We start from the raw sequence: 20,328 nt of genomic DNA on the forward strand, positions 1-20,328 counted from the left end.
CCGCAGAAGGCCGGGCTGTGGCCGATCGCTTCTCCCGTCCCCGCATCTATAGCGATAGGGATCGAAGCCCGGCAGGGCCGAGACGCCCGCGGCTCGGTTCACGAGAGCCCGACGGCTTCGCCGGATCGCCCTTATATAATTTATTGACCTGCGCGAAGGACTCGGTAGGATCCGCCATCCCACACGGAGGTGCCATTGCTCCGCACACACTGGCTGACCAGCGCCTCAGCTGCGAAGGCCTATTACCGCCAATCCGATTACTACGCCACGTCCCCGGGCGAGTGGCTCGGACGCGGTGCCGAGATGCTCGGGCTACAAGGCCCTGCCCATGCCGACGACTTCGACAAGCTCTGCGATAACATCGATCCCCGCACCGGCGAGCTACTCAGGCCTCTGGCACGCGAGGACGGCCGGGTCGGGATGGACCTGACGTTCAACAGCACCAAGAGCGTCGGCATCGCGCGCGAGATGGCAGGACCGGGCAACGCTGGTGACCCCCGGATCGAGGAGGCCCACCGGGACGCGGTCCGCTACGCCATGTTCTTCGTCGAGGCCGACATGCAGGGCCGGGTCAGGATCGGCGGCAAGAGCGAGGACCGAACGACCGGCAACATGGTCGCCTGCCGCTTCACGCACCGCGATACAAGGATCTCGGCCGAAGACCAGATGCCCGATATGAGCCTTCACGACCACGTCTTTGTCCTGAATACGACCTACGACGCCGTCGAGGGCAAGTGGAAGGCCGCCCAGATGGGGCAGATCAAGCACGACGCCCCTTACTACGAGGCGATCTACCACAACCGGCTGGCCGCGAATCTCCGCGAGCTGGGCTACGGCATCCGCAGGAAAGACAAGGCCTTCGAGACCGAGGGCATCTCGGACGACCTGGTGAAGAAGTTCAGCCGCCGCCGGGAGTACATCAAGGGCGTGGCTGAAAAGCTCGGCATCACGACGCCGGAGGGGATGGACAAGCTCGGGGCGACCACGCGGCTGGGCAAGGCCAAGGAGCTGGCCGACGACCTCAACGGCTACTATGTCAGCCGACTCACTGGCAAGGAGCGTCAGGAGCTTGCGGGGCTGGATGGGCGGCCCTCGTACCAGTGCGGCGTGCAGGAGGCCGTCCGGTACGCGATCGGCCACCTGTTCGAGCGGAAGAGCGTGGTGGATGAGAAGCGGCTCTACGAGACGGCGATCCGGCAGGGCGTCGGCTCGGTGACGCCGGAGGGCGTGCGGGAGGAAGCGAAGCGACAGGGGCTGCTGGTGAAAGCGGGTGAGGCGACCACGCGCGACGTTCTCGCGGAGGAGGATCGGGTCGTGGCGTTTGCTCGGGAAGGCCGGGGGACGTGCAGGCCGATGGGATGCGCACGGTCAGAGCCGCAGATTTCCTCGCTTCGCCACGAAAAACAGGGCGAAATCCGCGCACCCCGCGCGCACGGTTCCGCGCCAGCGCAACAGCGGCTCTCAGCCTCGGTTTCGGACGAAGCACGCGCGAAAAACGGCGAGGTGCGCGCCACCGATAGCCTCTCCCCCGAACAAGCCGCCATCGCCCGCCACGTCTGGACCTCCCCCGACCGGGTCATCCTGATCCGCGGGGCGGCGGGCACGGGCAAGACGCACACGATGAAGGAGACCATCGCGGGCCTCGACCGCCCGGTGGTCGTGCTGGCCCCTTCGGCGGACGCCAGCCGGGGCGTTCTCCGCAAGGAGGGCTTCGAGGAGGCCGACACCGTCGCACGCTTCCTAATCGACGAGAAGTTCCGGGAGAAGGCCCGGGGCGGCGTCATCTGGGTGGACGAGGCCGGGCTGCTCGGCATCCGGCAGGTCCGGGCCGTCTTCGATGCCGCCCACGAGCTCAACGCCCGCGTCGTCCTCCAGGGCGACCGGCGACAGCACGGCTCGGTCGAGCGCGGGGCGACGCTCCGGGTGCTCGAGCAGTTCGCCGGGCTCCCCGTGGCCGAGCTGAAAGACATCCGTCGCCAGCGGGGCCGGTACAAGGAGGCCGTGGCCTCGCTCGCCAAGGGTGACATCCTGGCTGGCTATGATACCCTCGCCGAGATGGGCTGGGTCCGGGAGGTATCCGACAACAAGCCTTTGGTCGAGGACTACATGGCGGCGCTCGATTCGGGCCGCTCGGTCCTCGTCGTGGCGCCGACCCATGCCGAGGGGAACGAGATCACGGCGGACATCAGGGCGAAGCTCAAGGAACGGGGGATAGTGGGTGAGGATGAGAGGGCTTTTAAGACGCTGGTTCCGCTCCATTGGACGGACGCCGAGAAGGGCGACGTCGGCCGGTTCGACGGCACCGAGACCATGCAGTTCCACCGCAACTCCGGCACCTTCAAGGCCGGGGACCGGATCCGCGTCGCCGACTTCAAGCGTGGCGACTCGTACAAAAGCCCTGCGCACTTCTCTGTCTATCAGGAAGGAAGCTGCGGCCTCGCGGTGGGAGACATTATCCGGATCACCGCCAACGGAAAAACCGCCGACGGCAAGCACAAGCTCAACAACGGGAGCGTCTATTCTGTCGACGGCTTCACTGACAAGGGCGACATTCTGCTCGGTAACGGCTGGACCGTGGCAAAGGATTACGGGCATCTGGCTTGGGGTTACACTGCCACGTCACACGCATCACAGGGTCGTACTGTTGACCGAGTCCTGATCGCGATGGGCCGCGAGTCGCGCCCGGCGATCAACGCCGAGCAGTTCTACGTCTCGGTCTCGCGCGGCCGCGAGCGGGCGACCATCTACAGCGACGCGCCACGCGAGGAGCTGCGGGCCGACATCCAGCGGTCGGACCCGAGGAAGAGCGCCACGGAGCTGATGGGCAAGCCGAAGCCGAAGCCACGGAAGCGGGACCGCCTGCGGACGCTGACAGAGCGCGTGAAAACCGCGTTTAAGCAATTGCGCGAGAAGGCCGTGGATGTTATGGGGAACGTGCGCGAGAAGGAGCGCGATTATGCAAGGTCACGGTAACAGTTTTTTGGACGACCTGCTCAAGCCCACCTCGAAGCAACAGGGCGAGGCCGACGCCGAGGATTCAGAGCTGCCCGCCCCTGGCTCGTCGTACCTCGCCCACGCCCGGGCGGCGAACAAGCCGGTCTACGCCCTCCATTGCCTCTTGGGTGCTGAAGGGGTTCGGTCGTTCGAGTACGTCCACAAAGATTCCAGCAGCGAGTTCCGAGCCGTCGAGCAGGGCCAGCTCATCCGCCTGCGGTTCGCGGGCACGAAGATCTGGGAACTCACGATTGGCGGCCTGAACCTCTGGCGGCTCTATGACCTTCTTGGGCAGCACCGGATGCCGTGGATTCGGCAGAGTGACCGGGGCTTCGCGGCGGGCAAGGACGGCGACGCCCTGATTCAGGTGATCCAGATCAAGGAGATCGAGCGGGAGGCGTAGGCGGGGTGACCGCTCGGGCGGATCAGCCAATCCGCGATTTCATTGAACCCCGCCGGAATTGGAGCGACTACTCTTCACGTCGTCCAAACAGATCGGATCAGCAGGGGGAAAGGCGGTGTCACGCGGTCCAGACGAAATCCTGGAGGAGTGGCTGGTTATCGAGGCCCAGAGCGGCCGCCCCGCCGCTCTGCAGGCACTGGCCCACCGCTGGCACCCCCGGCTCGTCGGCCACGCGTATCGTAGGACCGGGCAGCCAGAGGCAGCCGCCGAAATCGTCCAGGAAGCCTGGATCGCTATTATCGGGGGACTACGGGGGCTTGAGGACCCCGCACGCTTTCGCGTCTGGGTCTACCGAATCGTCGACCGCAAGGCATTCGATTGGATTCGGCAACGCCGCCGGGGGCGTGAGCTGGTGAACCGGCTGGCTGATGACCCATCCCTGCACGGCCCCGGGTGTGACCCTGGCGTCGAGGCCCGACGGCGCGAGTCCGAGAACCGCGAGGAGCCGATCGAGCACCTGCGCTCGGCCCTCCGGCGGCTGCCGGACGAATCCCGCATCCTGCTGACCATGTTCTATGTCGACGGACTCTCGGTGATCGAGATCGCCGAAGCTCTCGCACTGCCGGAGGGCACCGTCAAATCCCGTCTCTTCCATGCCCGGAAACGGCTCCGGGAATCCTTCGAGGCCCGCTCATGAAAACCAACGACCGCGACTTTGACGAACTGCTCGGCCAGGCCCTCTCTCGCGAGGAGGCCGAGCTCTTCCAGCGTTTGGGCAAGCCATCCGTCTTCGACCTCGTCACCGATACCTTCCGTGGCTCGATGCGATGGCTGAACATCCTGGGCTACGTCTTCACCATCGTCCTCTTCGGATTGGGCATCGTTTGCCTGGTCGGACTCCTCGGCACCGAGCACCCGCCCACAATGCTCCGATGGGGCTTGGGCTTCGGCTTCTGCCTGCTCTCCGTCACGGCACTGAAGCTCTGGTTCTGGATGGAGATCCACCGGCACTCGATCCTCCGCGAGATCAAGCGGGTGGAATTTCAAGTGGCCCACCTCGCTGCCCAACTCCGCGAGGCAAGGCTCGTACCCGACCCCCGTGGCGACGAACCCGGCCGCTGATCAGGGTGAGAACGCTTCCTGCGAAGCCGCGCGGCCGCCGTCCCGGAGATGCTCGTCGATCATGCGGCCTCGCTCTCCGGCCAGTGGAAGGCGATGCCGTTGCGCTGGATGATGCGCCAATTGCTTTCGCGCTTCAAGAAAGCGTCATTGAACTCGGCTCCATTATGAATCAGCAAGCCGTTCGGGTGGAGGTCCACATAATCGCCCTCCTGCGGCTCAAGCAGGTGCAGGCTGTCGGGGTGGATGTGGATTTCTTTAAGCTCATAGCTGTCGAAGCCGTATTTTGCTGCGATATCGACGATCTTCTCATGGCAGATTTTCGCATACCACGAGTCATCGGAATAATGCTCGATGTATTGAAGCTGCATCCCAAAATGCTTTGCCATCCATGCGGCGGCCAGCGGGTCGGTGTAGAAAAAGCGGGTCATACGGTTCCTTTCGTTCTTTCCATCAACGCGTCGATCTGCCGGTTCAGCTCGATCATCTCGGCCCGGTGCTTCCGGTCGATCTCGACTTTCTCCGCAAGCGTAAGACGCGACCGGCCGGGCAAGCGCTTCGATCGCAGGTGCGTTGCTGACATACGGCGCCGCTTGTCGAGCAAGGCGACCAGCCCGGCGTAGTCATCGCCGGAGACGTGGTTCGAGTCGCCGGTCATGCCGCCCTCCCGAGATAGCCGCCAGTGGCCTCCTCGAAGGCTTTCCGGCGAATCCGAGCCAGGAACAGGCCCGCGCTCTCGGTTTGCTCGTTCCAGCCATGCGAGCTGAGTACGGGCTTCGGGTCATATCGAGGGTCAGCCCTGCCGCAGGCGATGGCGGCTTCGCACTCGGCGTAGGCGAGAAGGCCCGGAGAGGCAGCGATGAGGCGGGCGTTGGCTTCATAGGGCCGATCGCCGTCATGCGCTAGCGTGTAAGCTATCTGGTGCCCAGTGCTGTCGAGAATGGCTGAACCGCCTTTAGATGCTTGCCAAGGGCCCGGTGTGTGTTTCGCGTTCTGGCTCATGCCGCCCTCCGTGCCGAGAATTGCTTGTAAATCTCTGGCTGATATCGCTTCAAGGTTTCGTGAGCATCGGGAATATAGTCAGGCGGAAAAAGTTTGGGGAACGCCAAGACGACGATGCACCAGTCGCAATCCTCTTCGTACCAGTTCGGGCCAGCGAACGGCTTGAAGTCTCGAAGCGGCTTGGGCATCTCCGCCACGCGTTCGGGTGAGACGTAGTAGCCGCCGTGGGAGGCGGTATCGTGCCGGACGATGCCGGGGGCTAACTCGTGGGACGTTTGGGCGGCTCCCCAGGGGGTTTGAATGATGTTTGTCATAAGATGAATCCTTTCAGGTTGGGCGAGGCCCGAAGGCCCCGCCCGGTTGAATTACTTCGCCGTAACGTTGTCGCGTTCCTTCGCGGCCTTGGCGTCGGCCCGCTTCTGCATCTTGACCCACGCGTAGGCTTCGCGGAGCAGTTCGGCCATGGCGAGCAGATCGTCTTGGTTGAGGCTGTCTACTTCTTTCCAGGTATCGTCGCCGGCCTTGTAGCTTCGGGTCGGATTGAAGGTGTAGTAGGTCTTCCCCTCGGTGCTCGTGTTTCGCCAGATGCAGACCTGGAGGCAACCATCGCGGAGTTTGTGGGCTGGTGCGTTAGACATATCGTGTTCCTTTCTTCTCTCAGAACGCTTCATTGCGTCCTTGTAGGATGCGCCCGCATCGGCCTCAGCGGAGGCGCAGCGCACGGGTCAACCTGAATTACGGAGGGTCCCGAAGGGAAACCGTCATTCTGGTTTACCTGCTCCGCGGCTGATGCAGCTTCCGTCATCAAGGCCGTCTTGAAGCGACCGGTAAGTTGGAAGGGACACGCTGCCGCAACCACCCGCCAGGCTCTCCCGAGGGATGCCGCGTCGGCGGGATGAGCGGGACGCGGGGCGGGCGGGGTCATAGCCAGAATCGCCAATGCTCGAACGCCCAGAGGCAGAAGAGGAAACAGGAGAGGCTGAACCAAAACGGGCCGAGCGCAATCGCCAAGAAGAGCCACGAGGCCGATTCGGTGAGGATGTGGGTCATGGCGCGTTCGCGAGTTCGAGCAAAACGTTGGCGTGGCAAGGCTGATCGAGCGGGCAGTAGCAGGCAAGGTTCTTGCCGCGTAGATGCTCGCGAACCTCGGCCACGAATTCCGGCTTCTGGGTCAGCATGAGCCGGAAGCACTCGATTGCGTCTTCAAGCGTAGGGACGGCGATGTAGCAGGCTCCGTGCTTCGAGCCTGCCTTTACCCCTGGCCTCACCACGAAGGGGTTCCCCCAGCGGCTTGAGCGAGTCACGTCGATCGTGTTCGGGGGCATTCGCCACCCTTTTGTTCGCTTGCGTTGGACGCGGAATGGAGCGCTCACGGCTTGGCCTCCAGTCGGGCGAGGAGGGCGTCTGTGTCACGCAGGATGTCCTCCAGCGGCTCGCTATCCGGCCCACAATAGGGGCCGATCAGTCGTTTCAGGATGCCACAGATCGCCTCGAACTCGCATGCGGCGATGGCGGCTTGGGCGGCGACCACTTCCTTTTCGCGCATGCCGTGGCCACGAGCGTCGGCTATCGCCTTCGCCACCCGTTCTACCAGCGGGCTGCTCGGAGCGGCGGTCATGGCGTTTTCCTTTCGATAACCCACGATGGCTGATCGCCCTGCATCAGCGGGAAAAGCTCCTTGGTCGTTTCCATGAAGTCGCTCCAGTGCCAATTACTATCAAGCTCCGTCCCGTAGAAGCACGCTCGGAATTCATCAAGGTTCTTGGGCTGAAGCTCTCTGTATCTCTCAGCAAAGATCAGGCAATCACTCGCGAAATGCTGATTCACCAAATGATTAGGGCGGTAAAGGAGCCAAAATTTACGAGCTTCGTTGTCTTCAAAAACCTTCTGAAGGTCACCACCTTCCTCCTTCGGGTCGAAGCTGATTTTGACAAGTCGAGTGGCGTCGAATCGCTTTTGTGTACCCCTGCTCGTGCCGGTCATACCGCCTCCTGCTTGGCTGCCGGGGGCTTGGGGGCGGACTCAAGTTCTACAATCCTTTCTGCGGCCCCTCTTGTATTGCAGCGGCCATCCACGCTGACGAAAGCATTTAGAATACGTTCGTAATGGCAGATGCGATCATTCTTTGGGTCAATCGCTCCCTGTAGCTGCTCGACGAGCTGGCCGGTGGCTTTGTAGCGGGCGAGGACAGAGCGAGCGGCGTTAAGCGTGGGGCGGTGAACTGCCTGTCTCAATGCCTCCATGTATCGAACCGTGCCTTCCAGAGCCTCCACCAGCTCCTTCACCATCCCGCTTTCGGCACGGTCGTCTGTCGGCTGGCTGCTGAGTTCTGCGATTCTGGCGTTGGCTGTCCGCATGTCCGTGATGTACTGCATCACGCCGATGTGCGGGTAAATGTCGGCCTGCCGCTCCATCTCAGCTAGTTGTTCTTCCGTGACCATAGCTATCCTTTCTTCCTGTTGCGTTTCCTGTGTGCCCTCACCCGGCAGCGCGAGTCCGGCGAGCAGTATTTCTGATTGCGGCGGTTTGCGACGAATCGAGTCCCGCAGCCCGGACACTTCCGCTTCTTCGTGACCGGGCGGCGCTCCCAGATGGTCATGGGGCGTCGTCCGATTTGACCGGGCGATACGTTCCCGCCAGCATTTCGAGCTGTTCGGCGAATTGTCGTAGGAAGCCGACGGCGGTCTTGAATTCGTATTTCTCGTTCCACCCCTCAGCTATCTTCCGAGCGGATTTGTAGAGGTCGGAGACAGGGAGGTTAAGCCCGACCCAATCAATCTTTTTCCGAGGCGGCTCGCTCTTGTTTTTATGCCTCAACGTCTCCCGTGTTCTCTCGCCCTCAACGCCATAGGCATCTGGGTCTATGCCGAGCAGGTGGCAGAATTCTTTCTCCGAACACTCGACCAAAAAGCCATCCTTCGTCGCTCCCATTACTTTCATATGCAGCCTCCATGCTGGTTGTTGTGTAACGGTTCTAGCGCGACCCGTTACTTCGGTCAAGCGGTTTCTTATGCGACGACAAACAAAAAACCCGCCGTACTCGGCGGGTCGCTTTTCCCGGCTTTTCGGCGGGGTCAATCCCCGCATGCGAAGCGGTTGCTCTCCGTGGTGCTGCCCGGGAACATCTGCAGGACCGGCTCGTTCCTGCCGGTCTCCTCGTTCGCTCGCGGCACGACGCGGGCCACGAGTTCCCCGAAGTGGAACACGGCGACATGTCCCGCGTTGTCATCCCAATGGAGGTCGCGGAACTCTTCGAACGCGGCTTGAAGTGTCGTGGCATCGATGGCGAGGTGGAAGACCCCGGTATCGGTCGCGGGGTAGAGGAATCTGAAGCTCATGGCGGCTCCCTTCGGTCAAGCATGAATGGTCAGTTTGCGATTCAGCGCAAGTTCGAAAGGTGGCAGGAAAAGGGCGGGTCGGCGGTCCCCGCCCCTCGGGCCGGTCAGTTCAGGGAGAAGGTCTCGGCCAGCTCCCACAGCCTCCGATTGATCTTCAGGTCGGCGTCCACGGCCTTAACCGCACGGGTCGTCACCTTCCGGCCACGGGCGTTGATCCCGGACAGGCCGCCCCGCATCAGGCTTTCCTGAATCACGTTCGTCGTTTTCCAGAGGTCCCGACGTCCCTCCGAGTCCGTGTAGTCGGCCTCCCTCCGTGCGGTGAGCAGGAACGAGGGCTTGATGCACTCGATCGGCTTCAGGGCGAAGGCCTCGGCCGCCATGATGAGCTGGGCCTTGCGGGGCAGGATGACCTCCTTCCAGTCGGCGATCCGGTTCATGATGGCCGGAACCCCGTCCATGATCCGGGCCGTCGCCTCGCGGACCTGGGCGAACAGGTCGCGGCTCCCGCTGTGCCGGATGGAGAAGCTGCCGAAGTCGGCGGACTGAACGATCATCCCGTTTTCGCAGACCAGCCTGAACACGCCGCTGAAGACGCGGTAGGCGGAGGAGCGGTCATGGCTGTTGACCAGCACCACCTCGGGCACCTCGTCTGGGGCGTCGAGGAAGGAGTCATGGCGGAGGCGGAGCATGTGTCGGGTGAACGGGGCCTTGCCCTCGATGCGGCTGCGGGACTGGCGGGCGGAAGTGACCCTGAAGCCCTGCTCGGACATCATGTCGAGGACCTCGGACGTCGGGATGAAGCGGTAGGAATCGCTCATGCCCTGCCACGGGGTCGAAGCGAAGACGGAGGGGGTGAGGGTGCGGAGGCTATCGCGGGAAAGGATTTGGCTGACCATCGGGAAGGCTCCTGTTTATGAATGCTCTGTTCTGCTGAGTGAAGCGGACGCGCGCCACTCGAAAGCGGAACAGGGGCGAAAGCCTTGATTCCCGATAGAATTGGAGCGGAAGTCACAGGGAGAAGTGCGGGCTGCACAAGCGAGGCACGAGCGCGGAAGCTCGCGCGCCACGACCTTGACGGAGCGAGCGCGTTAGCCGCTGGGAGGGCGCGTAGCGGTCGCTTGCGACGGCACCCCGGGAAGTGGCGACGGCGGAGCCGGAACGCCCGGAGGACCCCGCTGGCTACAGGGGGCTGGGACGCGAGACAATGGCAGGTCGAATACGGCTTACCCCGACATATGGAGGCTGGGCCATGAAGAACCAACGGCTTCTCGTCGCGCTCACCGTCTTGAACCTCGTGCTCCTGGCCTACCAGGTGGTCCGGCCGAGGCTCGCCTACGCACAGGAGAACCCGCCTGTGCTCCGTGGGCGTGCCCTGGAGATCGTCGACGAGCGGGGCAAGGTCCGCGCGCAGCTGAGCGTCTTCCCGGCAGACCCGAAGCACAAGCTGCCAAACGGCGATCCCTACCCCGAGACCGTGCTCTTCCGACTGATCGACCCGAACGGGCGGCCGTCGGTGAAGCTGGCGACGGACGTGCGCGGCGGCGGGCTCTACCTCGGGGGTGCCGAGGACCCGACCATGGCCCGGTTGGCGGGGGACGGGGCAGAGGCCCGACTGGAGTTGGTGAATAAAGATCGGCAGGAGAAGGTCATCCGCCCGTAAGGAACGCATCATGCAGGTTGGTGGCATCCTCGAGACGGCCCTCTATGTGGCCGACGTGAAGCGGTCGGCGGAGTTCTACTGCAGGCTGTTCGGCTTCCCCACGCTCCTAGAGAGCGAGCGGCTGATCGCCCTCGACGTGGCCGGGGAGAGCGTACTGTTGCTGTTCCCCGAGGGCGGCACGACCGAGCCATTCCCCGTCCCGGGCGGGGTCGGCGTGATGCCGCCCCACGGCGGCACGCGAGGCAGATACCACTTCGCCCTCTCGATCGCCTCGGACGATGTCGGGGCATGGCAGGGTCGCCTCGAATCCGAGGGCGTGCCCGTCGAAAGCGTCGCGACCAGGCTCAGGGGGCCAAGAGCATCTTCTTCCGAGATCCGGACGATAACCTTGCCGAGCTGATCACCCCGGGATTCTGGAGAATCTACTGAGCGTCAGGAAGCGGTCGCGAAAGCGACAGGGCCCCGCAGAATCCGGTTGTGAGACACCAAAAGGAAGCACTTACATGGGATCGGCAAGCCGACCAACCTCCCTAAACGCCAAATCGGCCACAATCGTCAAAATCGGGATCGGCCCCTCATCTTTCCCAGACGCTTTGGGAGCAGAAAAGCTCCATGGCTTGTATACTCGCGACAGTTGGCATTTCCGGCAGCACGACGGAGGCACTCCCGTGGCTTCAAGAACTGGCGTATTGGTGCTTCTCACATCTTTAGGTGTTAGCTGCTTCACCACGACGGCCGAGGCACAGCTCTTTCACAGACATAAGCATTCCCAACCAATCCCCACTGTACCTGTCGTCCCGGTCCCGGTATGCCCGGCACCCGTGCTCCCAATCCTCGAAACGACCGACCGAGATACAGCACTTGCAAAACTTCACCAGGCACTCTTCAGCTGCGAACCAGACGCTCCACGACAGATCGCGTATCTGACACTTGATCTGCTTCAGGCTGATCCGTCGTTCCCGGCGAAGCCGTCAACGAGAAACGGAGCTGGGGGGGCCGATTATCTGTCCATCCTGCAGTGCTCGACGACCGGTCAGGCGATCGCTCGCGCCTTGACCCATGTGTACGCCGCAAGAAACTACCACCCTAGACTGTCAGACGATCAGGTCGTGCTCTTACGGGCGGCGGTATTCCTTTCCACGCCATGCGATGGAGATACACCCGACGCTGGTGTGTGGAAGCGTGCCGTGATTTTGGCAGCGGAGCTCTGCGACCAGGCGGGGTCAGCAGATCCCGGCCACAACTCGCTGTTCGTAGTGCCGTGGCTGTCGCTCGCCACATGTCCTAGCACGCCGGTCGCCCCGAGCACCGGTGCAGGAATCGCCACCCACTCGAAGCACCTGACGGAACAGGTTCTGGCTACGCGGTATCAACTCGGAGGCAGGCAGCTCAACTATCTGCTCGGAGAGTGCATTTGCGAGATGACAGAAAGGGCTTACCGCGTGAAAGCCCGAAATACTGTGGCTGCCTTGCGTGATACGGCCGCGCTGGCAAAGAAAGGTGCTTACACCCACTACTTGCACCAACATGCCCTCAATATGGCCGCCCTCACACTGCTGGATTACAACTCCGACAGCCTGAGCATCGATCAATTCGCCCTGCTCACGAACGCAACGGTCACGGAGGTCAGAGCCTACACAGACCTCGTCCGTCTACTGTCCGCTGACGATTCCCTCCTAGTACGATATGACCAGTTGATTTCGCGAATCCAGGCGACCGCCGTATCGCCAGGTATCGATGAAGAGTTGTCGCGAAGGCGCGATCTACTCAGAAAGACACTGAAAGACTCATCTGACAAGATCGCGCGTGCCGCCGGAGATCTGTTCGAGAATTACGACACGGTGCCCACGGCACTCCGGGAACGAATCGAGCTTTACGTCCCGGTCCGCTGATCGCGGTTCAAGGATGAATCTCATCAGGTGGATCAGGACCGGCTAGCCGAATTGGTGGGCTGAATTCCGGCTGCCCGAAGCAAGCAATGGAATCCCCCCAAAAGGAACCTGGCAGCGGCTTTCACCACCCCGTAGCGGCGGCAGAACCCTGCCAGGCACGGCCCGACTTGGTAGTACCGGCGAACGAGCCACCGACCTACAGCGCTCTTCAATAGAACTTGGTCGCGGAAGGCATAATAAGTATCCAATACATCCGACTGTCCGTACACGGCGGTGACGACGAAGCACGTCGCAACGGTAGTGTCGGGTGTCGCATAAGCGAGGCAGTTACCGCTTCCAGCAGTGACAGTGGTCATATCCGTGCCGCCGGAAGACGACCAGGTAACGGCGACCTCGTCAAAATCCCCATCGACAATTTGCCCACGGCGAATACGACACGCCTCATCGATGGCCTGTTGCACCTGTTCGTCAGTTGCGTTGTCGGCCACCTCGAGGCGCTCCTCTTCGTACTCTGTTTCGACCATGCACCGCGAGGACTCACAGAACTGGTCCTCCGGATCGCAGTTGGTTTCGACGACCTTGGCCTTCTGGATCTTGTAGTAGCCATTGATGGTCCGTCGAGTAGACTTGGTGAGCATGTCCATCACGACCAGCATCGCCACTACATGGTCATGGTTCCAATCCTTCAGCGTGCTCGCCTTCAAAGCCATTTTGTCGGAGACCGCCTTCAAGTGGCTATCGGGATCCTGCGTGTAATCGACCACAATCTCCTGGCTCTCGAGGGTGATCCGGCAGAGGCTCTGATTATAAAACACCCCGTTGAGGTAGAGCGCGGGAAGGGTCGGATGACCCGGGAAGCTAACGCGAGGACGCGAACCGCCAGTGAAGCTAAGCGTAAGTTGCGCACCGTCGATGGCGAACTGGCACTCGACGCGAGCAGGAATCTCGATCAGGATGTCTTGGTCGCCTGGGCCGGCAGAACCGCGCGGGAAGTTCTCTTGAACGAGGGTGACGCGAGTCGAAACTCGCCGCTCATTATAGAGAACATTCCGATCTTCGGCCTTCGAGATGTCGCCTCGTCTTTCGAGCCGTGTTCTATCTGCTGAAGTCTTGTACTGTATGGGCAGCGACCTCAGGAGCTGACTGACGGGCAACGGGCGACTGCTTGGCTTTGCAACGTCTGCAATCAGCATGAAGAACGCCCGGGCCATCGGGAAATACGGCCTGCCCTTGACGATGATGGGGTCCGGCACGGAAGCACTCCTGGTGAGTCTAGGGGCGGAAATCAATGTTGACGCGCAAGAAGTGTCCGGGGCCGCCATCGAACACGGTGGCCTCTGCGAACTGAACTCGGAGGTCGTCGTCGAAGAGGGGGAAGTCAATCTTCTCGTCTTCGAGTTGGTGAAGCTGTCCGTTGACGGTGTTGTTGATAATCGCGTTGATCGGCGCAAAGACCCAGTCCGGCACCAATCGTAGGTTTTTTTTATAGATCGCTCCGCCCGGCACATCGTAATTCGGGTATTGTGGATGAATAACAAGTTTTAAGCTCGTTCCATCCGCCAGCCACTCCATTGCGAACCTGAGGTCGATCGGTACGTTGTCTCGTGCGCCGACCCACATGCGAGTGTCCCAACAATAAAGCCAGTTGCATCCCTTGTCTCCCGCAATGAATTCATGCCAGTGGTAGAAAACGTTAAAGTGCAACCGTTGCGGGCTAGCCAATACTTGAAAATCGCGGGCGGTCACAAATGTGTAATCATCTTCGTCATCCCTTTCCTCACCCTGCGTTACTCGCGTAACGATCTCATCCTCGACCTCTTTGAGGCCTGCAACGATCGCCAATTCATGCGTATTATCTCGGGGAGTCACCGTGAGTGTGGGCAACCGGCTATCCCAAAGGAAAATCGACACACCGTCGATGAACGCGAAGAGGTCAGGGGGTGGCATCTTTTCTGGGCTATCGATAGAGAAGGTGTAGAGCGACTGCCTGAACACGGACGCCAACACATCAAGGTAAGCATTCAGGAATGGCTGAATCTTGGTATAATAAAATGGATCAGTAGGACGGGACGATTGTGGATTCTCAAAAGCAGGATCGACAGTTATGGTTGCCGTAATTGCCCTGACGCTGTAATCGACAGTAGATCCCCGTGGCACACGATTTGCGCCTATCTGAACGCTCAATTCAATTGAAAGTGGGGTGCTGCCAGTGACCGGGAGCTGTCCGCGATAAACAACCGTTGCAAACGGGCCATCGTGCGGAAGATCGAACGAGTGGAAGGCAAGTGTGGCACCAGGAGGCAACCTATCCTCTGGCGGGGGCGGAATCTCGATTAGGCGTCGAATTAAACTTGGGGAAATGTGGACTTCTCCACTCTTCCGTCCCCCCAGTCGACGCTTGAGAAAAGCATCCATAGCATCTGCTGTAGCGCGTGCCTCATTGAGATAGGCCAAACCTGCTTGGGCTGCGTCGCGCGACAGCACGTAGTTGTCCTCGGTTGGGAAGTACGCGGTGATTTGCGCGAGCGTTTCAAAGCCATCAGCCATCGTCGTTTTCCTCAAAGAGTGCTGATGCGATTGCGAATATTGTTAAGAATTCCAGTGTTGTTCCCGAGGTCAATTTGGACCTGCTTAATCCTGGTTTCAATGCCCAGTGTCACCAGTTTCAAATTGTCGATATCACGCAATGCATTTGTAACCGTCGTGTCCCACTCGGCGAGTTTATCCCAAATAGATTCCACCTCTCCTTGCAGTTCCTCCACATCTGACTGCAACTGGCCGACGTCGGTCTGAAGTTGGTCGACGTCTTCTCGAAGTCGCTGGATCGCAGCTAGAATGTCGTCGATTTCGTCGGAGATTGGGTTCTTGTAGACGATCGTCATGTCAAAGACGAGGCCGCCGCGCGTCAGGGTAGCCCCAACATCGCGCCGTGCGGATCGCGGCGTAGTAGTAGGACCTGACGAAAATGTGATAGTCACAGGGTGAAACAGTTCGTTTAAATTGATCCTCTCCGGCACATTCGCGGAGTTCATGGCCAGCGTGAGGTCAAAAGGCCTAACGGGCAAAAGGCGATGTACTACCCAGAACCAGTGTAGAGATGTTAACGTGTCTGAAGCGTTTCCGGTCCCGAGAGGAGCGGGTGTATCTGCTGCCGGAAGGTTCTCATACAGTGCGTCGACCAGCTCCTGTGCATGAGCCAGAGGATCAGCCATTTCCGGGTTATAATAGGCGACGTGTGGAACGATGCGGGGCACCAAGTGAGCGCGAAACTGGTCCTGATCGTAGACACTCAATTCGGTCGCATAGTGACGTGCAATGAGGCTGGTCAAGTCGGTGGTGACTATTCGCTGGTCGTCGAGAAGACAATTCAAATAGACATGCAGGTCATTAGCGAAGTACCCTTGAGCGTCGTACTCGCCTGTCAATGCGAGGAAGAAGGCTTCGGTGTGAGCCTCTCTCGGAGTGATTAGCGAGCTGTAATCCCACGCGTAACGATCCGGCTGCATGGGGTTGAATTGAAACGCTTGCCCGCTCCTCGTAAACAGCGACCTCGTGGGCATCGGTTGGTTTCTCCGCTTCTTGTCGGGCTGCTTCGAGTCTTTGGAGTCGAGGTCTTCCGTTGCCAGGCAGCGTTAAATCCGCGTCGAGTGGTCAGCGTCACGGAGTTGCACGTTCATAGGGCGAAAGGCAAAGTCATTTCATATCACGAGCAAGATTGAGTGCCTGAGCAGGAGATGCCAGTGAAATCTGTTGTGCCAGCTCAGAAGACGGTTGTTTGCTAGCAGCCTGCGCGGCTGCCGCCCGAAGTAGGTTCTTGTCGACTTCATTCGAAAGCCAGCGTGCACCTCCGACTCCAACCAGTACAGCGCCGACCAAGGACGCCAGCGAAAGGCCAATACTCGCTGACTGCGCATTTTTTTCCATTGCCTCCTTGGTCCCTGCGATAAATAAGGCACTTAGCGGGCCATACAAACCCCATGAGATAATGGCGGCGATGGCGCCAATCAGAGTATTTCCCAGATACCCTGGCCTCCAAATCATTGTACCGCCGCTGGCCGCCTCCTTTCGCGGCAGTAGGAAACCGTTGTCAGTAGTGAGTGCGTTAACCATGCCGCCCAAGGCGCCGGCGGCGGCAACAAGGAGTAGCATCAAAAGAATAGCGGTTTGCATATTTCTACACTTGTCTGGAAAGGTAGATTGGGCAATATGGGGCCCTTCGTCGGCGTGCAACGATCGCGCGCCACCGGTCTTCTGTCAAGGGCCTACTGGACTCGCTGGAGTAGGACGAACGCCGGCAGCAAGTTGGCTGGCTTGCCCGTCCTGATTTTCATGGATGATCGGTTCCGTGGTACTCGGCAGCTGAAACTCGGGGTGGCCTGCGGGGCGTCCAGCGGCTTCATACGCCCCTGCCGCCGACTTCGTAGCCGAGGCGCTCGGCCTTCCCGCTCAAACCGAGGGCGAGCCTGTCGGTCATGTCGCGGATCTCAGCGGCATACCCGGCAATCTGGTCACGAGTGAGCGGCGGTTCGCCTTCGGGCGGCTTCGGCGGCACCAGGCTGATACCCCATTGCTGCTTCCCGCCGTCGTATTGCAGGCCATTGGCCATCAGCTCGTCGATGACCGGCTGCTGTGGCTTCTCGAGGAACTGGATCAGCCGCTTGCGGTTCGCGAAGTCCTCCATCAGGCGGAAGCCCTTCTCCTCCGAGCGGAATATCGTCTTCACGGTGGGCGGGAGGCTGCCGAATTCGACGTGCCTCCGGGGCTTGGCGGCCTGCGGCTCGTCGATCACCTTGACGTCGGTGGCGACCCCGCCGAGGAAATCCGGCGTCTTCTTGTAGCGGGTCGTGCCGACGGCCTGCTCGCGCTCGCGCTGCCGCGTAAATGCCGCGACGGCTTCGTCGGGCTCAGGAAGGGTTCGTTCGGGGTCGACCTGGGCCTTGGCTTCCCGGGCGTCCAGAATGGCGGCGACCGCCGGGGAGCGATCGAGGGATTCCGCGATGGGCGTCGGTTCGGTTGCGGGTTCGTGGGCCTCGAGAGCGGCGGCGTTCTTCTTCTTGCGCGGCATCGCAGCTACTCGACCGTCTGCCAATCTTCGGCGAGCATGTCGCTCTGCGACGCCAGCCAGCCCATCAGGATTTCCCCGGTGGCGGTTTTCATGGTGATGCAGGGCAGTACGTCTGCGGTGCCCCCGTTCGCCTGAGCGTATTCGCGATTTGGGCCAGCCCAGAATCGTTCCGCCGGAAGTGCATTGCTGCCCGGCGAATATGCGAGCCACATACCCTTGCCGTTCCAGCCGGCTCGGGCAACTCGCTTGCCCTCTTTCAGCGCCTCGATAGCTTGTCCGAAATTCATAGTGCCTCCATGCTGCGGTTAATGCAGCCGGAGGCTAGCGCAGCAATTCGGCGATGTCAAAAAGAAAGGGGCGACCCGCGAGAGCCGCCCCCTACATCGTCAATACTCGTCCGGCAACAACGCGGTTGTCGCCGACCTGTCCGCCTCGGTGATCACCCAGAGCTTGTCGTCTCCGAAAGTGTAGACCGACATCAGGCGGAAGCCCTCCTTCAGCGAGGTTTCGTTCTCCCGTGCGTCGGTCTTGCAGATATCGCCCCAGTCGCCACCCGAGTGGCGCTGGATCGCCTCGGCGATCTGCTCCGGCGTGAAGGTGTCCCTCGCACCGGGGGTCATGCATATCTGCCCGAGCGGAAAGCGCGTCTTTGCGGCGATAACGATATTTAGCATGGTCTTTCTCCTTCTCTTGGTTTCCGGCCCGCCCTTCGGGCCTTGTAGGGAGTGCCCGAATCGGCCACAGGCGGGGAAGTCAATCGAAGGGGGTAGGGTCCCGCTGCAAGATTGACTTTTCCGACGGCTGATTCAGCTTTCCCGTCAAAAGGCCATAGTGGCGGCCCGGTAGCCGAGGAGAGGGACGCTCGGTTGGCTGCACTGGCACCCGAATGCGAGAAGATCGGATAGATAGGGACCCTGGGGAATTTCGCGCGAACACGGGGCCTTGAATACCGAGACTTGGCGGGCGAATACCCCTGGCCGCCATGTCGTTACAAGGAGGGGATCGTGGCCGACGAAAAGATCATGACGCTGCTGCACACCGGCTCGGAAGTCGTCAGCGCAGTCGTGGGCGCGGGCTTCGGGCTCATTTTTCCGACGACCGCCGGAGTGTTGGCGGCTGGGGCCTTGGCGCCTCTCGCGGAAGCATCGATCAAGAAGGTGCTCGGCGACGTGGCCGACCGCCAACTGTCCGATCGGGAGCGATCCAAGGTCGGCACCGCGGCAGCCCACGCCTTGAATCGGATTTACGAACGATGGGTCGCGGGAGACCGACCGCGACAGGACGGCTTCTTCGAATCCTTGAACGATCAACGGTCTCCGGCCGAGACGGTGCTCGAGGGCGTCCTGATGGAGAGCAGGCTCCAGTGGGAGGAGAAAAAGATCCCCTGGATCGCGAATATCTACGTCAACGCGGCGTTCACCGACGTCCCGCCCGAGGTGGTGAACCGGGCGATCGTCCTTGCCGATCGGCTGACCTGGCGTCAATTCTGCCTGACCGCCCTGGCGGGGAGGCATGAGGAGCTCGGCATTCACGCCAGGTGGATGACGCATCCACCAGCGGAGATGTCGAAGGCCCAGACGGTCTTGCTGGGCGAGGTCAATGACCTCTTTGGCGGGCAATTTGGGTTCCTGAAGACGAATCCGGTCGGCTTGACGGTCATGGGCCAGGCGACGTTCGATCTGATGTCGTTCAAGGACTTCCCGCAGGCGGACTTGGAAGCCGTCGCTTCTCTATTTCCGTTGCCTCCCTACGCGGTGTCGGCCTCGCATGAAGAACGCGAATATGACCAGAGCTGAACACCGCGCGATCAGCTCGGCCCGCCGCAACACTTGTAGGAGCCTGCCGGCAGCGTCCACTCCTCACCGGGGGCGAGATCATAGCAACGCGAATTGCCCTCCGATTGGTGTCTCGGCCTCCGGCATCGCATCTGGCGGCAACTTGAAGACGAGCAGTCCGCCCTTGGTGACACCGCATGGCTGGAACCCGGCACGGACGAAACACCGGCCTGGATCGCGCTTCCGGCGAACCCTGTTTGGGTCTACGAAGGTGACCATCCCCTGCGAGGGGACGCGAGGCCAGTCGAAGCGGGTGGCGGCGACCGCCTGTCGGACCAGCTCGGACGAAAGCCCGGCTGACTCGTTGCGGAAGAGCGAGCAGACCCAGGCGTCTTTCCACGCGTGATCGACGAACTCGGGACGCTGCCAGAGGCTGACCCACAGGGCATCCGCGTTCAGGCCCGTCAGGACAACGCAGCGGCCCGGGGCGACGAACTGGCTGGTATCGGGCTTCTGGCGGCTGTAGTGCCGGTTCGCTAGCGGCAGGGCCGCGTTGTCGGCCCGGTAGGAAAGCTTCCAATACATACGCCTCCATGCGTTTGTCAGTTCTCGTTAACTCATTCCCACTCGACCCGCTCCGGCTCCGGCTGGTCAGCCTCGTAGTACCGCTCGTAATGATCGCGGCTCTGGTAGATCTCGGCTCCCGTGTCGCCGATGACGGCGAGCCGTCCGTCCTGCCGTTCGAACAGGACCACCCAGACGTTCCCGCCGCTCTGGTAGGGAGTGCCGCCGATCAGCGTGGCGAGGCCCGAGGCCCATAGCTCGGTGATGCCCCAGTCGATCCACTCCTCGGCATCGACCACGCCCCGGGCATCATCGCCCAGCGTGTGATAGCCGATCCAGCACGCATGCTCGTCGAAATAGACCGCCCCGGCGTCTTCCTCGATCAGGGCAAACTTGCCGTCAGCGCGGGTCAGTGAAACGCCATGCATCCGGCTCTGGGGCATGGTCTGGACGACATGACCGCCGACGGCTTCGGCGAGGGACTTGGCCTTGGCTTCGGTCATGGGAGCCTCCTTT

The 20,328-nt window shown here is 61.3% G+C and carries 29 protein-coding genes and 1 pseudogene; 8 read left to right on the forward strand and 22 right to left on the reverse strand.

The features are described 5' to 3' along the window. Positions 1-195 precede the first annotated feature (195 nt). From mobF to P12x_RS26480, 4 genes are all read left to right on the forward strand, one after another. Positions 196-2,973 (forward strand): MobF family relaxase, encoded by a 2,778-nt coding sequence (gene mobF, locus P12x_RS26465; protein ID WP_435008027.1) that lies wholly within the window; start codon positions 196-198, stop codon positions 2,971-2,973. Continuing rightward, a complete protein-coding gene (locus P12x_RS26470; protein ID WP_435008028.1) occupies positions 2,957-3,397 on the forward strand; it encodes a hypothetical protein in 441 nt (146 codons plus the stop codon). The genes mobF and P12x_RS26470 overlap by 17 nt, the downstream gene beginning before the upstream one ends. A 115-nt stretch (positions 3,398-3,512) precedes the next feature. Further along, entirely contained in the window at positions 3,513-4,094 is a 582-nt protein-coding gene (locus P12x_RS26475; RefSeq protein WP_435008029.1) for an RNA polymerase sigma factor, read from the forward strand. After that, the gene (locus tag P12x_RS26480) at positions 4,091-4,519 is read left to right on the forward strand and encodes a DUF6768 family protein (protein WP_435008030.1); all 429 of its coding nucleotides are present in this window, start codon (positions 4,091-4,093) and stop codon (positions 4,517-4,519) included. The genes P12x_RS26475 and P12x_RS26480 overlap by 4 nt, the downstream gene beginning before the upstream one ends. A gap of 59 nt (positions 4,520-4,578) precedes the next feature. Here P12x_RS26480 and P12x_RS26485 read toward each other — a convergent pair whose 3' ends face one another. The 13 genes from P12x_RS26485 to P12x_RS26545 all read right to left on the reverse strand — a co-directional run bounded on the left by P12x_RS26485 (position 4,579) and on the right by P12x_RS26545 (position 9,752). Further along, on the reverse strand, positions 4,579-4,947 hold the full coding sequence (locus tag P12x_RS26485; protein ID WP_435008031.1) for a hypothetical protein: 369 nt from the start codon (positions 4,945-4,947) through the stop codon (positions 4,579-4,581). Beyond that, positions 4,944-5,174 (reverse strand): hypothetical protein, encoded by a 231-nt coding sequence (locus tag P12x_RS26490; protein ID WP_435008032.1) that lies wholly within the window; start codon positions 5,172-5,174, stop codon positions 4,944-4,946. Before P12x_RS26490 ends, P12x_RS26485 begins: the two co-directional genes overlap by 4 nt. After that, positions 5,171-5,518: a hypothetical protein gene (locus P12x_RS26495; protein ID WP_435008033.1), complete on the reverse strand. Its 348-nt coding sequence runs from the start codon at positions 5,516-5,518 to the stop codon at positions 5,171-5,173. Before P12x_RS26495 ends, P12x_RS26490 begins: the two co-directional genes overlap by 4 nt. Continuing rightward, on the reverse strand, positions 5,515-5,832 hold the full coding sequence (locus P12x_RS26500) for a DUF7007 domain-containing protein (protein ID WP_435008034.1): 318 nt from the start codon (positions 5,830-5,832) through the stop codon (positions 5,515-5,517). The genes P12x_RS26495 and P12x_RS26500 overlap by 4 nt, the downstream gene beginning before the upstream one ends. A 51-nt stretch (positions 5,833-5,883) precedes the next feature. Next, positions 5,884-6,156 (reverse strand): hypothetical protein, encoded by a 273-nt coding sequence (locus P12x_RS26505; RefSeq protein WP_435008035.1) that lies wholly within the window; start codon positions 6,154-6,156, stop codon positions 5,884-5,886. Positions 6,157-6,439: 283 nt separating this feature from the next. Next, positions 6,440-6,568, reverse strand: a complete 129-nt coding sequence (locus P12x_RS26510; protein ID WP_435008036.1) for a hypothetical protein — start codon at positions 6,566-6,568, stop codon at positions 6,440-6,442. Next, on the reverse strand, positions 6,565-6,843 hold the full coding sequence (locus P12x_RS26515; RefSeq protein ID WP_435011731.1) for a DUF4326 domain-containing protein: 279 nt from the start codon (positions 6,841-6,843) through the stop codon (positions 6,565-6,567). The genes P12x_RS26510 and P12x_RS26515 overlap by 4 nt, the downstream gene beginning before the upstream one ends. Before the next feature lie 44 nt (positions 6,844-6,887). Continuing rightward, a complete protein-coding gene (locus P12x_RS26520; RefSeq protein WP_435008037.1) occupies positions 6,888-7,136 on the reverse strand; it encodes a hypothetical protein in 249 nt (82 codons plus the stop codon). Then, the gene (locus P12x_RS26525; RefSeq protein WP_435008038.1) at positions 7,133-7,501 is read right to left on the reverse strand and encodes a hypothetical protein; all 369 of its coding nucleotides are present in this window, start codon (positions 7,499-7,501) and stop codon (positions 7,133-7,135) included. The genes P12x_RS26520 and P12x_RS26525 overlap by 4 nt, the downstream gene beginning before the upstream one ends. After that, on the reverse strand, positions 7,498-8,076 hold the full coding sequence (locus tag P12x_RS26530) for a hypothetical protein (protein ID WP_435008039.1): 579 nt from the start codon (positions 8,074-8,076) through the stop codon (positions 7,498-7,500). The genes P12x_RS26525 and P12x_RS26530 overlap by 4 nt, the downstream gene beginning before the upstream one ends. 37 nt (positions 8,077-8,113) lie before the next feature. Next, positions 8,114-8,458, reverse strand: a complete 345-nt coding sequence (locus P12x_RS26535; protein ID WP_435008040.1) for a hypothetical protein — start codon at positions 8,456-8,458, stop codon at positions 8,114-8,116. A gap of 134 nt (positions 8,459-8,592) precedes the next feature. Further along, a complete protein-coding gene (locus P12x_RS26540; RefSeq protein ID WP_435008041.1) occupies positions 8,593-8,856 on the reverse strand; it encodes a hypothetical protein in 264 nt (87 codons plus the stop codon). A gap of 104 nt (positions 8,857-8,960) precedes the next feature. Further along, a complete protein-coding gene (locus P12x_RS26545; RefSeq protein WP_435008042.1) occupies positions 8,961-9,752 on the reverse strand; it encodes a DUF932 domain-containing protein in 792 nt (263 codons plus the stop codon). Between the two features lie 353 nt (positions 9,753-10,105). On the opposite strand from P12x_RS26545, the gene P12x_RS26550 reads away from it, so the two are divergent. The 3 genes from P12x_RS26550 to P12x_RS26560 all read left to right on the forward strand — a co-directional run bounded on the left by P12x_RS26550 (position 10,106) and on the right by P12x_RS26560 (position 12,408). Then, positions 10,106-10,516, forward strand: coding sequence for a hypothetical protein (locus P12x_RS26550; RefSeq protein ID WP_435008043.1), 411 nt, complete (start codon positions 10,106-10,108; stop codon positions 10,514-10,516). Between the two features lie 10 nt (positions 10,517-10,526). Continuing rightward, complete coding sequence (locus tag P12x_RS26555) at positions 10,527-10,916, forward strand: VOC family protein (RefSeq protein WP_435008044.1); 390 nt, start codon at positions 10,527-10,529, stop codon at positions 10,914-10,916. A gap of 787 nt (positions 10,917-11,703) precedes the next feature. Further along, entirely contained in the window at positions 11,704-12,408 is a 705-nt protein-coding gene (locus P12x_RS26560; protein ID WP_435008045.1) for a hypothetical protein, read from the forward strand. A 32-nt stretch (positions 12,409-12,440) separates the two neighbouring features. On the opposite strand, the gene P12x_RS26565 is transcribed toward P12x_RS26560, so the two are convergent. From P12x_RS26565 to P12x_RS26595, 7 genes and pseudogenes are all read right to left on the reverse strand, one after another. Beyond that, positions 12,441-13,661 (reverse strand): CFI-box-CTERM domain-containing protein, encoded by a 1,221-nt coding sequence (locus tag P12x_RS26565; protein WP_435008046.1) that lies wholly within the window; start codon positions 13,659-13,661, stop codon positions 12,441-12,443. A 19-nt stretch (positions 13,662-13,680) separates the two neighbouring features. Beyond that, the gene (locus P12x_RS26570; RefSeq protein WP_435008047.1) at positions 13,681-14,955 is read right to left on the reverse strand and encodes a hypothetical protein; all 1,275 of its coding nucleotides are present in this window, start codon (positions 14,953-14,955) and stop codon (positions 13,681-13,683) included. A gap of 11 nt (positions 14,956-14,966) precedes the next feature. Beyond that, the gene (locus P12x_RS26575) at positions 14,967-15,968 is read right to left on the reverse strand and encodes a hypothetical protein (protein WP_435008048.1); all 1,002 of its coding nucleotides are present in this window, start codon (positions 15,966-15,968) and stop codon (positions 14,967-14,969) included. Positions 15,969-16,101: 133 nt separating this feature from the next. Next, complete coding sequence (locus P12x_RS26580; RefSeq protein ID WP_435008049.1) at positions 16,102-16,578, reverse strand: hypothetical protein; 477 nt, start codon at positions 16,576-16,578, stop codon at positions 16,102-16,104. A gap of 226 nt (positions 16,579-16,804) precedes the next feature. Further along, positions 16,805-17,473: a hypothetical protein gene (locus P12x_RS26585; protein WP_435008050.1), complete on the reverse strand. Its 669-nt coding sequence runs from the start codon at positions 17,471-17,473 to the stop codon at positions 16,805-16,807. Positions 17,474-17,478: 5 nt separating this feature from the next. After that, a pseudogene (locus tag P12x_RS26590) lies at positions 17,479-17,760 on the reverse strand (DUF2829 domain-containing protein); the annotation flags it as partial. Positions 17,761-17,859: 99 nt separating this feature from the next. Continuing rightward, the gene (locus tag P12x_RS26595) at positions 17,860-18,147 is read right to left on the reverse strand and encodes a hypothetical protein (protein WP_435008051.1); all 288 of its coding nucleotides are present in this window, start codon (positions 18,145-18,147) and stop codon (positions 17,860-17,862) included. Between the two features lie 330 nt (positions 18,148-18,477). Between P12x_RS26595 and P12x_RS26600 the strand changes: the two genes are divergently transcribed. Then, a complete protein-coding gene (locus tag P12x_RS26600; RefSeq protein ID WP_435008052.1) occupies positions 18,478-19,269 on the forward strand; it encodes a hypothetical protein in 792 nt (263 codons plus the stop codon). Positions 19,270-19,347: 78 nt separating this feature from the next. On the opposite strand, the gene P12x_RS26605 is transcribed toward P12x_RS26600, so the two are convergent. Next, positions 19,348-19,833: a hypothetical protein gene (locus tag P12x_RS26605; protein WP_435008053.1), complete on the reverse strand. Its 486-nt coding sequence runs from the start codon at positions 19,831-19,833 to the stop codon at positions 19,348-19,350. 32 nt (positions 19,834-19,865) lie between these two features. Further along, positions 19,866-20,315, reverse strand: coding sequence for a hypothetical protein (locus P12x_RS26610; RefSeq protein WP_435008054.1), 450 nt, complete (start codon positions 20,313-20,315; stop codon positions 19,866-19,868). Positions 20,316-20,328 lie beyond the last annotated feature (13 nt).

This window comes from Tundrisphaera lichenicola (genome assembly GCF_051175385.1).
GTDB lineage: Bacteria > Planctomycetota > Planctomycetia > Isosphaerales > Isosphaeraceae > Tundrisphaera > Tundrisphaera lichenicola.

Excerpts from the sequence above, each read along its gene's own strand:
- P12x_RS26470 (WP_435008028.1), top strand. The coding sequence starts at position 2,957 with ATGCAAGGTCACGGTAACAGTTTTTTGGACGACCTGCTCAAGCCCACC.
- P12x_RS26480 (WP_435008030.1), top strand. The coding sequence starts at position 4,091 with ATGAAAACCAACGACCGCGACTTTGACGAACTGCTCGGCCAGGCCCTC.
- P12x_RS26485 (WP_435008031.1), bottom strand. The coding sequence starts at position 4,947 with ATGACCCGCTTTTTCTACACCGACCCGCTGGCCGCCGCATGGATGGCA.
- P12x_RS26490 (WP_435008032.1), bottom strand. The coding sequence starts at position 5,174 with ATGACCGGCGACTCGAACCACGTCTCCGGCGATGACTACGCCGGGCTG.
- P12x_RS26495 (WP_435008033.1), bottom strand. The coding sequence starts at position 5,518 with ATGAGCCAGAACGCGAAACACACACCGGGCCCTTGGCAAGCATCTAAA.
- P12x_RS26500 (WP_435008034.1), bottom strand. The coding sequence starts at position 5,832 with ATGACAAACATCATTCAAACCCCCTGGGGAGCCGCCCAAACGTCCCAC.
- P12x_RS26505 (WP_435008035.1), bottom strand. The coding sequence starts at position 6,156 with ATGTCTAACGCACCAGCCCACAAACTCCGCGATGGTTGCCTCCAGGTC.
- P12x_RS26510 (WP_435008036.1), bottom strand. The coding sequence starts at position 6,568 with ATGACCCACATCCTCACCGAATCGGCCTCGTGGCTCTTCTTGGCGATT.
- P12x_RS26515 (WP_435011731.1), bottom strand. The coding sequence starts at position 6,843 with ATGCCCCCGAACACGATCGACGTGACTCGCTCAAGCCGCTGGGGGAAC.
- P12x_RS26520 (WP_435008037.1), bottom strand. The coding sequence starts at position 7,136 with ATGACCGCCGCTCCGAGCAGCCCGCTGGTAGAACGGGTGGCGAAGGCG.
- P12x_RS26525 (WP_435008038.1), bottom strand. The coding sequence starts at position 7,501 with ATGACCGGCACGAGCAGGGGTACACAAAAGCGATTCGACGCCACTCGA.
- P12x_RS26535 (WP_435008040.1), bottom strand. The coding sequence starts at position 8,458 with ATGAAAGTAATGGGAGCGACGAAGGATGGCTTTTTGGTCGAGTGTTCG.
- P12x_RS26540 (WP_435008041.1), bottom strand. The coding sequence starts at position 8,856 with ATGAGCTTCAGATTCCTCTACCCCGCGACCGATACCGGGGTCTTCCAC.
- P12x_RS26545 (WP_435008042.1), bottom strand. The coding sequence starts at position 9,752 with ATGGTCAGCCAAATCCTTTCCCGCGATAGCCTCCGCACCCTCACCCCC.
- P12x_RS26550 (WP_435008043.1), top strand. The coding sequence starts at position 10,106 with ATGAAGAACCAACGGCTTCTCGTCGCGCTCACCGTCTTGAACCTCGTG.
- P12x_RS26555 (WP_435008044.1), top strand. The coding sequence starts at position 10,527 with ATGCAGGTTGGTGGCATCCTCGAGACGGCCCTCTATGTGGCCGACGTG.
- P12x_RS26570 (WP_435008047.1), bottom strand. The coding sequence starts at position 14,955 with ATGGCTGATGGCTTTGAAACGCTCGCGCAAATCACCGCGTACTTCCCA.
- P12x_RS26575 (WP_435008048.1), bottom strand. The coding sequence starts at position 15,968 with ATGCCCACGAGGTCGCTGTTTACGAGGAGCGGGCAAGCGTTTCAATTC.
- P12x_RS26580 (WP_435008049.1), bottom strand. The coding sequence starts at position 16,578 with ATGCAAACCGCTATTCTTTTGATGCTACTCCTTGTTGCCGCCGCCGGC.
- P12x_RS26585 (WP_435008050.1), bottom strand. The coding sequence starts at position 17,473 with ATGCCGCGCAAGAAGAAGAACGCCGCCGCTCTCGAGGCCCACGAACCC.
- P12x_RS26595 (WP_435008051.1), bottom strand. The coding sequence starts at position 18,147 with ATGCTAAATATCGTTATCGCCGCAAAGACGCGCTTTCCGCTCGGGCAG.
- P12x_RS26605 (WP_435008053.1), bottom strand. The coding sequence starts at position 19,833 with ATGTATTGGAAGCTTTCCTACCGGGCCGACAACGCGGCCCTGCCGCTA.
- P12x_RS26610 (WP_435008054.1), bottom strand. The coding sequence starts at position 20,315 with ATGACCGAAGCCAAGGCCAAGTCCCTCGCCGAAGCCGTCGGCGGTCAT.